The sequence below is a fragment of the uncultured Rhodoblastus sp. genome (genome assembly GCF_903903185.1).
Lineage (GTDB): Bacteria > Pseudomonadota > Alphaproteobacteria > Rhizobiales > Beijerinckiaceae > Rhodoblastus.
Genome location: NZ_CAIUXT010000145.1, coordinates 18,997 through 27,978, shown reverse-complemented (window position 1 = coordinate 27,978; position 8,982 = coordinate 18,997). Strand labels below are relative to the sequence as shown.

Sequence of the window (8,982 nt, the reverse complement as noted above, 5' to 3'; positions counted from 1 at the left end):
TTGCCGAGATTGTTCTGCGTCGTCGCCCATTGGAGCGGAACGCGCTCTCGCTTCCATTCCTCCAGCGCCGCGCGATAGGCTGAGACCGCCTCTTCCAGACGGACCGTCCCGCTCTCCCGCTCGCCAAGCCTCAGAAGCGCATTGCCGAGATTGTTCTGCGTCGTCGCCCATTGGAGCGGAACGCGCTCTCGCTTCCATTCCTCCAGCGCCGCGCGATAGGCTGTGACCGCCTCCTCTAGACGCGCCGTCCCGCTCTCCCGCTCGCAAAGCCTCAGAAGCGCATTGCCGAGATTGTTCTGGTTCATCGCCCATTGGTGTGGAACGCGCTCGCGCGTCAATTCGTCAAGGGCGGCGCGAAAAGCCGTTACCGCCTCCACCAGACGCGCCGTCCCGCGCTTCCGCTCGCCAAGCATCGCCAGAGCGACGCCGAGGGAACTATGGGCATAGCCCTTTTCGTCCGCATTTTGCGCGATAGCCGGTAAGCGTTGGTACAAGTCGATTGCGGAGACCAGATGGACATTGCTTCCCCGGTCCCGGCCAAATTTGTAAAGCGTGTAAGCTTCCGCTTTCAGCTCCTGCCAGAGCCGCGCGTGATCATCGCCATGCAGCGCCTCGGCCAGGTCGATCGCCGCCTGCGCCGCCGCCTCGCCGTCATAGGAAGCCAGAGCAATGTCCCTTTCGCGCCCATAAAGTAGGCGCACACCCTGCTCATACCGTTCGCGCCGCTCCCGTTCGTCGCGGCGCATTTCTTCGGCGGCGCGGCGCAAGGTGGCGCGGGCGAGGCCGGATTGGCCCTTGTCCACCTGCGTCCTGGCCTTTTGCAGCGCCGCATCGACGATGGCGTCGATATTGGTCTCGACGATCCCCCCGGCAATTTCCTTCTCGTAGATGTCGATGGCGTTCTCCACCGCCTTTTTCATGCCCTCGAAATCGAGCGCCTTGTCCGCCGCGACCTTGCCCGCCATTTCGCGGATAAAACCCTCCGCAACTTCTTTCGCCTGCGCCTCTTTCGAAGCGTAATCCTTCACCAGCAGATCGAGGATGCCGGTATAGGCAATGTGTTTGGCCAGTTCGTCCGAATTGGCGAATGTGCAGCCGGGATAGCGGCGGATCGCCTGCAAGCGGCCGAGATGGGTCTTTTGCGCCGCCCGGCTCGCGTCATCGGGCGCATAATTTTTGTCGCGCGGCGCATGTTCCTCCGGCTCGGCGATAAACAGCAATCTTTTGTGAAAAAGCGCCAGCCAGGCTTCCCACTGTGTATAGGTGATCGCCGCGTCGGCCGCCAAGGCATCGGCTATCGGCGGCAAATCCTTTGGCAGGCCCGAATATTTGCGCAGCAGCGCCGCCTGTTCGCGGTCGCCGGGCGCCGATCCCGTCATGTCGCCGACGAGATGCACAACGGCGTGGCAATGAGCAATATAGACGTCGAGCTTGTCGAGCGTATCCCCGCCGAGATCGACGAAATCCTCCTGCACCTTGACTTCGACGTCATGGCGGGTGAGGTCCTTGCGCAATTGATCGCGATAGGAACGAAATTCGTCCGAAACCGTCGAAAGAAATATCTGGATCGACATCGAGCCGCCGTAAAAGAAATATGCGGCGGCAGGATCGCATATTCACGTTTGGGGGCAAGAGCGCTCGGAGGGGCGCGCGCAGTTTTAGGTCGGGCCGAGGGGCGTGAAATCGGCTCGCGCAAAGGTTGCAAAATTTCCGCCGGCGCCGGAAGCGCCAAAAACATGAAAAAACCGCGTAATTTCGGATCGTTTTCGAACGAAAACGCTGCAATTTCCGCTCATTTTGGCCCGAATCGGCTCGCCACAACCCAAAGGTTGTATTTTCAGGCCTCACAGCGCTCCGTTTTCCGTGCTTCCGGGTGAACCCGGCAGAGGCGCAAAAAACCGCTCACTTTCAATACGATATCTCTTCAAGCCCGCCCCGGCGAACGCCCGATCCGCCGCATCGTTTCACGTGAAACAAAACAAGAACATCCAAGACCCGGAAAAAACCCGCCGCAGCGCCATTTTCACTTTCAACTTTCAAAAAAATTCGCCCGCATCCACCGCCTCGTCGCGCAAAAAGCCTATTGCTCGCTCTTGCGCGCCGCCTCCGCCGCCATCGCCGGCGGGTATTTTTGCGCCGCCGAGCGTTGCAGCCAGAGCGCCGATTGCTCCGCATCGACCGGCTGGCCCTTGCCGGTCCGCAACATCACCGCCAGCGCATATTGCGCCTCGGCGTCGCCCGCTTCCGCGGCCACTTTGAACAGCCGGCCCGCTTCGTCGAGATCGCGCTCGACGCCTTGCCCGGATTCGTACATCCAGGCGAGCCGGGTCCGCGCATGGGCGTCGCCGCTGTCGGCCAGACGCTGGTAAATCGCCGCCGCTTCGGCCTTGCTGCCGGCGCTGCTCAAAAGCTCCGCCTGTTCGAACGCGCTCGGCGGACGGTCGGGATGGGCCAGCGACGCCAGCCGCGCGGCGGCGTCGCGGTCGCCCTGCTGCGCCGCGAGGCTCAGGTAGAGGCGCGCCTTGTCGATGTTGCGCAACGGGCCGTCGCCGCTGTAGAGCATGCCCAGCCGGTACTGGGCCTTGAACCCGCCGGCGCTCGCCGCCGCGAGGTAAAGGGCTTCCGCCTTGGTCAGGTCCTTCGGCTCGCCGAGCCCGTCCTCGGCGAGGTTGCCGAGGTTGAACAGGGCGTCCGGATTGCCGCGTCCGGCCAGAACCTCCCAGACATGACGGGCGGCGTCGTAATGCCCCATCTTGTATTCGGCATAGGCCTTGTAATTGCCCATCGCCGGATCGCGGATCCAGTCGGCTTCCGTCGTATCCTGCGCAAGGGCCGGGCCGGCGACTAGCGCCGCCAGCAAAAACAAAGCTTTCATGATCTGATCCTTGTGCGGCGTCAGCCCGGCGGGACGTAGGCGCCCGGCGGAATCCGGCCTTCGACATAGGCGTTGTGCAGAGCGTCGAGCTGCGCCCACAGCACGTTGCATTTGAATTGGACCGCCGCGACGCAAGCGTCCTGCTCGGCGCGGGTGCTGGCGTGGCGCTTGACGTAATCGAGCGCGAAATCGGCGTCGCGCGGCGCCTGGGTCAGGCGGCGCTTGAAATAGGCCATCACATCGTCGCCGATAAAGCTGTAATTCTCCAGCATTCCCGAAATGCGCTCGCGATGGATGCTCGGCGCGAACAATTCGGTCAGCGACGAGGCCACCGCGACCGTCAGCGGCTGTTCGGTAACGAAGCGCACATAGGCTTCGACCGCGAAACGCGTGGCCGGCAGGGCCGCCGTTTTCGACACCACCAGCGCGCGGTCGATGCCGAGCCCGTCGGTCAGGATCAGCCAGCGCTCGATGCCGCCCGGCTCGTCGCCGAGGCCGTCATGGTCGTGGAGGCGGTGAATCCATTCGCGCCGCAATTCGCGGTCGTCGGTGCGCGCCATCAGCGCCGCGTCCTTGCGCGGCACCGCCTCCTGATAGCAATAGCGGTTGAGCGCCCATGCCTGCACCTGCGCCTTGCTAAGCTTGCCGCCGTGCAGCATTTTATGAAAAACATGCTTGTCGTGATAGCGTTGCGCGCCGACCGCGCGGATCGCGGCCTCGAATTGTTCAGGGGTCAGAAGGTCATCGGCTCCAACGGCTTTTTCGGCCAGGGCGACATCGGACATGGTCTCGCTCCCGTTGCTGTTATTGGTTTTCAGGCGTGTTCGGATTTAGCATTCTCAGGCGCGCCGATCACCTGAAATCTGGCCGCGAGCCGCCTCAGGTTTGTAAGTTCTTCGTCACGTGCGCCGCGCGGCGCGGCGATGGGCAAGCGCCCGAGAATCCGCGCCGGCGCGCCGCCGAGAAAGATCACTTCATCGGCGAGCAGCAGCGCGTCGTCGATGTCGTGGGTGGCGATCAGCGCGGTGATTTTGCGGGCGGTCGATTTCTCGTCGTCGATGCGCGCCGCGAGCAGGTCGCGCAGGCGCCGGTGCAGGGCGCGGTCGAGCGAGGCGAAGGGCTCGTCGAGCAGCAGAAGGTCGGGTCCTACGGCGAAAGCGCGCGCCAGCGCCGCGCGGCGGGCGAGGCCGAGCGATAATTGCCCGGGAACATCGCCTTCATGGCCGGCAAGTTCGAAAGCCGCGAGCCATTCGCGCATCCCCGCATCGGTCAGCGCCGGCGCGGCGAGCCTGAGGTTGTCGGCGATCGTGCGCCAGGGCAGCAGACGCGGCTCCTGAAAGGCCATGCCGATGGTCCTGGCGTCGTTTCGCACCGTGCCGGCAAAGGCATGGTCGAGACCGGCGACGATGCGCAGCAGCGTGCTCTTGCCGCAGCCGGACGGGCCGAGCAGGGCGACGACCGCGCCCTCGGCCACGCTCAGCGAAATGCCGCCGAAAATCACGCGCTCGCCGCCGCTGGCGAGTGGAAAGGCTTTTCGCGCGATCTCGATTTCAAGCGCCATAACGCCGCCACCAGCTGGCCGCGTGCTCGGCGGGCCGCAGCACAAAGGTTTCGGCCAGCACCATCAGCGCGACAAAGGGCAGGGCATAGGCGAGCAGCAGTTTCAGATCGAACAGCTGAAAGGCCTCGTTCATCTTAAAGCCGACGCCATTGGGGCGGCCGAGCAATTCGACCACCAGCACGATCTTCCAGACCAGCGCGAGGCCGCCGCGCGCCGCCGCCGCGAAAAAAGGCGCGAGTTGCGGCGCCAGCACATGCCGCCAACGCCGCCAGCGCGAAAAGGCGAACACCCGCGCCATCTCGTCGAGGCCGGGGTCGAGCGCGCGGGCGCCTTCGCGCACCGTCACCACGGCGCTGGGCAGCTTGTTGAGCGTGATCGCGGCGAGCGCGGAAATCTCGTTGAGCCCGCCCCAGATATAGGCGAACATGATGACCACCAGCGCCGGGGTGTTGAGCACGATCACCAGCCAAGGGTCGAGCAGCCGGTCCAGCGCTTCATTGCGGCCGAGCGCCAGGCCGATCAGCGAGCCGGCGACCATGGCCAGCGTAAAACCGGCCAGCACCCGCGCCAGGGTGGCGCCGAGATTGAAGCCGAGGTCGCCGGTTCGCGCTTCGGCCAGCACGGTCGAGCCGACCGCGAGCGGTGTGGGAAGATAATGCGGGCCAAAACTCCAGGCGCCAATCTGCCACAACGCGAGAAACAGGCCGAGCGACAGAATTCGCGTCATTTTTCCGGTTCGACGTCGGCGGTCGGGCGATAGAACACGCCAGGGTCAAGCACACGCGCCGAGCCGACCAGTTTCTCGCCGCCGACGCGGGCGAGAATGGCGTAAATCGCCGCCGCGTCCGTCTCTTCCGCCTCGATCGGTCGCGAGGGTATTCCGTCGCGATAGGCTTTGCGGACGAGGGCCAGTCCGGCGGCGTCAGAGACGCCGGTCGCGGCGGCGATTTTCGGCGCGATTTTGGCGAAGGCGGCGTCGTCGTCGGCGATGAGCTTTTTCGCCTTGGACATCATGTCGAAGAACCGCTCCAGCGCCGCGGCGTTTTTCTTGGCGAAACTTTCGCTGAACACATAGCCGGTGACAATCACCGGCCCCTTGGCGCCAAGATCGCGCTCGACTTCCGCCATATCGACGGCGCGCGCAAAGCCCTGCGACTGGAGACGGGCGCCGAAGGTCCAGAATTCGAGCACCGCGTCGAGTTCGCCCTGCGCGAATTTTTCCGCCAGCAGCGGCGGCGCGCCATAGACGATGGTCGCGCTTTTGTTCAGATCGACGCCCTGGCGCAAAGCCCATGCCTGGAGCATGAGCCAGCTCTTGTCGAGCGGCCCCCCGGCGACGCCGAGTTTCGCGCCGATGAAATCCGACGGTTTGGCATAGGCGCCGCTCTTCGCCATGACCGCGCCGAGCGCGGTCGAATGGGGATAGAACACCAGCTTGTTGTCGAGGCTCCGCTCGCGGGCCGCCCAGAGCCAGTCGGACAGGATGATGTCGGCGCCGCCGCCGATCAGCGCGATCTTGCCGGCTTCGGTGGTGGCGAGTTCGGTGGTCTCCAGTTCGAGACCGGCCTGTTTGTCGAGATCATAGGCGCGGGCGATGGCCAGTTCCCAGCCAAAGGTTCCGGTCGACTGGATGGCCAGTCGCAATCTGGGCGCGGCATGGGCTTGCGTGGCGAAAGCCCCGACGACAATCGAGCCGAGCACGAGCGCCAGCCGAAGCAACGGGACCGACAGCAGGAAAGCCGAAGGAAATGGCTTTGAGCCTTGCACGGGAAAAATCCTTTGTCCGATCCCGCTCAGTGCGACGAATCCTTTTCGCCGACGGGCAGACCGGCGGCGGAGAATTGAGCGAAATCCATCTTGCCGACTTCGATCGCCGCCTTGGTGCGGCTGTAGACGTTCAACTTGCGCAGGATTTCCGAAACATGCGCCTTGACCGTGGTCTCGGCGACGCCGAGTTCATAGGCGATCTGCTTGTTCTGCAATCCGGCGCGGATCATGTCGAGCACGCGCATCTGCTGTGGGGTGAGGTCCTGCAGACGGCGCAGCATGTCGCCGCGTTCGATTTCGGAGCGTTGCGGCTGGCTGATATCGCGGAAACGTTCCGGCAGATAGACTGAGCCGTTGAGCACTTCCTTGATCGCATGGGCGAGTTCGTTCTTGGACGTCGCCTTGGAGACGAACCCGGCGGCGCCCATGGACAACAGGTCGCGCACGACACGCGGATCCTCATGGCCTGAAACCACCATCAGCGGCAGGTGCGGATGGGCGGCGCGCACCCGCACGAGGCCGGACAGGCCCGAGGTCCCGGGCAGGAAAAGATCGAATAGCCCGAGATCGAAGTTTTTTTCCCTGGCGAGCACGTCCAGCGCTTCATCAATGGTGGTGGCTTCGAAAATCTCGCAATTCGGACGCTCCAGCCGCACCGCGCTTTCAAGCGCTTCGCGGAACAGGGGGTGGTCGTCGACGATGAGAATGCGCGTCATCTTGGCGTCCGGTCATCATGGCTTCTTGAAGCGAAGAACTGCGTTGTCAGGCGGCGAGCGGCCCGAAAAAGCCGTCGATCCGATTGTCGGGGAGTTTGCGCTATCGACCCGGCGCGCGCAAGGGCCGCAAGAGAGGTCGACGCAAGGGAACGGGCGGCGGCTTGGGAGCCGCCGCCCGTTCGAGCGCCTAAGTCATGCTGGCCAATCGGACCGCGTTCGCCGGAGACGGCGAAAGCGTACCTCCTGGCTCATTTGGCGGCGGAACGCGGGGCCAGTTTGAACACCCAGTAGGAGCCGCCCTGGTCGATGCCCTTGAAGGACTTGGCCACTTCGCCGCCCCACAAGGGAACCGCGCCGCCCCAACCGGCTGCGATGCCGATCATCTCCTCGCCGTCCTGTTCCCAGGCGATCGGGGGCGCGACAATGCCGGTGCCGACGTTGAACTTCCAGAGTTCCTTGCCGTTCTTGGCGTCGAAGGCCTTCAGATAGCCTTCAGGCGTGCCGGTGAAAACGAGGCCGCCGGCGGTGGCGAGAACGCCGCCCCAGAGCGGAGCCTTGTTCTTGTATTCCCAGATCACCTTCTGCGCGACCGGATCGATCGCCTTCAGCGAGCCGATATGATCGTCGAAGATCGGCTTGATGTTGAAGCCCGCGCCGAGGAAGGCCGCACCCTTCTTGAAGACGACCGGCTCGTTGTGGATGTCCATGCCCCATTCGTTCGACGGGACGTAGAACAGCTTGGTCTGGTCAGAATAGGCGACGGGCATCTGATTCTTGCCGCCGAGGAAGGACGGGACAGCGAACACTTCCTTGCCCTTCTTGCCGTCTTCCGACTTGGCGGGGTCGCCCGGACGGAATTCGTCATTGTAGATCGGCCGGCCCGTGGCGTCGATGCCTTTGGCCCAGGTGATCTTGCTGACGAAGGGCATGGCCGAGATGAACTTGCCGTTGGTCCGGTCGAGCACGTAGAAGAAGCCGTTGCGGTCGGCGGTGCCGCCGGCCTTGACGGTCTTGCCGTCCTTGACCAGATCGAACGGAATGAACTCGTTCACGCCGTCATAGTCCCAACCGTCGTGCGGGGTGGTCTGGAAGCCCCACACCAGCTCGCCGTTTTCCGGATTGATGGCGATGCGCGACGCCGTCCACCGGTTGTCGCCCGGACGAGTCCAGGAGTTCCAGGGGGCAGGGTTGCCGGTGCCGAAATAGAGCAACTTGAGTTCCGGATCATAGGTGCCGCCGAGCCAGGTGGCGCCGCCGCCGGTCTTGAACTCGTCGCCAGCCCAGGTCTCGTTGACCTTGCCGGTCACGGACGATTCCTTGCCGCGGTAGCTGCCGGCCAGGCCTTCGAGCACGGGACGGCTCCACACCAACTCGCCGTTGTCGACATTATAGGCCTCGACGCGGCCGACGACGCCGAATTCGCCGCCCGCCAATCCGGTGATGAGCAGGGCGCCGTTCGCCTTTGTGGGAACGACAATCGGCGCGGAAGAAATGGAATAGCCCGCCTTGAAGTCGTCGACCGCCTTGTGCCAGACGACCTTGCCGGTCTTGGCGTCGAGCGCGACGATCTGCGCGTCGAGCGTGCCGAAGAATACCTTGTCGCCGTAGATCGCGGCGCCGCGATTGATCACGTCGCAGCAGGGCATGATGCCTTCCGGCAGGCGGGCGTCATATTCCCAGATCTTGTCCCCGGTGCGGGCGTCGGCCGCGAAAATGCGGCTGTAGGAAGCAGTGACGTAGACCACTCCGTCATGCACCAGCGCCTGGGCTTCCTGACCACGCTGCTTTTCGCCGCCGAAGGACAGCGACCAGGCGGGGACAAGGTTTTTCACATTCGACGTATTGATCTCTTTCAGGGGGCTGAAGCGATGCCCCTGCAGGCCGATGCCATTCGTCAACACCGAAGTCGGGGTCTTGGCGTCGTTGAGCAGATCGGCGTCGGTGACGGGCCCAGCCACAGCAGCGGCGCCCAAGGCCATCCCCAATATGGAGACGGTGGCCATCATGGTTTTCTTGATCATTCCCATTCCTCCCAAGAAGCCGCGGCCGTGAATTCGCCGCAT

Annotated in this window: 8 protein-coding genes; all 8 read right to left on the bottom strand. The window is 63.9% G+C overall.

Features of this window, described 5'->3' with window-relative positions; all coding sequences use genetic code 11:
* The coding region (locus tag QZY01_RS13705; protein WP_294537926.1) for a tetratricopeptide repeat protein at window positions 1–1,574 on the bottom strand (1,574 nt) is incomplete at its 3' end.
* 506 nt (window positions 1,575–2,080) lie between these two features.
* Window positions 2,081–2,875, bottom strand: a complete 795-nt coding sequence (locus tag QZY01_RS13700; protein WP_294537924.1) for a tetratricopeptide repeat protein — start codon at window positions 2,873–2,875, stop codon at window positions 2,081–2,083.
* A gap of 20 nt (window positions 2,876–2,895) precedes the next feature.
* The gene (gene pqqC, locus QZY01_RS13695; RefSeq protein WP_294537921.1) at window positions 2,896–3,660 is read right to left on the bottom strand and encodes a pyrroloquinoline-quinone synthase PqqC; all 765 of its coding nucleotides are present in this window, start codon (window positions 3,658–3,660) and stop codon (window positions 2,896–2,898) included.
* Window positions 3,661–3,689: 29 nt separating this feature from the next.
* Window positions 3,690–4,436 (bottom strand): ATP-binding cassette domain-containing protein, encoded by a 747-nt coding sequence (locus tag QZY01_RS13690; RefSeq protein WP_294537919.1) that lies wholly within the window; start codon window positions 4,434–4,436, stop codon window positions 3,690–3,692.
* Window positions 4,426–5,163, bottom strand: coding sequence for an ABC transporter permease subunit (locus tag QZY01_RS13685; RefSeq protein ID WP_294537917.1), 738 nt, complete (start codon window positions 5,161–5,163; stop codon window positions 4,426–4,428). Before QZY01_RS13685 ends, QZY01_RS13690 begins: the two co-directional genes overlap by 11 nt.
* Window positions 5,160–6,203, bottom strand: coding sequence for an ABC transporter substrate-binding protein (locus QZY01_RS13680; protein ID WP_294537915.1), 1,044 nt, complete (start codon window positions 6,201–6,203; stop codon window positions 5,160–5,162). The genes QZY01_RS13685 and QZY01_RS13680 overlap by 4 nt, the downstream gene beginning before the upstream one ends.
* A gap of 26 nt (window positions 6,204–6,229) precedes the next feature.
* Window positions 6,230–6,919 (bottom strand): response regulator transcription factor, encoded by a 690-nt coding sequence (locus tag QZY01_RS13675; RefSeq protein WP_294537913.1) that lies wholly within the window; start codon window positions 6,917–6,919, stop codon window positions 6,230–6,232.
* A gap of 248 nt (window positions 6,920–7,167) precedes the next feature.
* A complete protein-coding gene (locus QZY01_RS13670; protein ID WP_294537911.1) occupies window positions 7,168–8,940 on the bottom strand; it encodes a PQQ-dependent methanol/ethanol family dehydrogenase in 1,773 nt (590 codons plus the stop codon).
* Between the last annotated feature and the right edge of the window lie 42 nt (window positions 8,941–8,982).

Excerpts from the sequence above, each read along its gene's own strand:
- QZY01_RS13700 (WP_294537924.1), bottom strand. The coding sequence starts at position 2,875 with ATGAAAGCTTTGTTTTTGCTGGCGGCGCTAGTCGCCGGCCCGGCCCTT.
- pqqC (WP_294537921.1), bottom strand. The coding sequence starts at position 3,660 with ATGTCCGATGTCGCCCTGGCCGAAAAAGCCGTTGGAGCCGATGACCTT.
- QZY01_RS13690 (WP_294537919.1), bottom strand. The coding sequence starts at position 4,436 with ATGGCGCTTGAAATCGAGATCGCGCGAAAAGCCTTTCCACTCGCCAGC.
- QZY01_RS13685 (WP_294537917.1), bottom strand. The coding sequence starts at position 5,163 with ATGACGCGAATTCTGTCGCTCGGCCTGTTTCTCGCGTTGTGGCAGATT.
- QZY01_RS13675 (WP_294537913.1), bottom strand. The coding sequence starts at position 6,919 with ATGACGCGCATTCTCATCGTCGACGACCACCCCCTGTTCCGCGAAGCG.
- QZY01_RS13670 (WP_294537911.1), bottom strand. The coding sequence starts at position 8,940 with ATGATCAAGAAAACCATGATGGCCACCGTCTCCATATTGGGGATGGCC.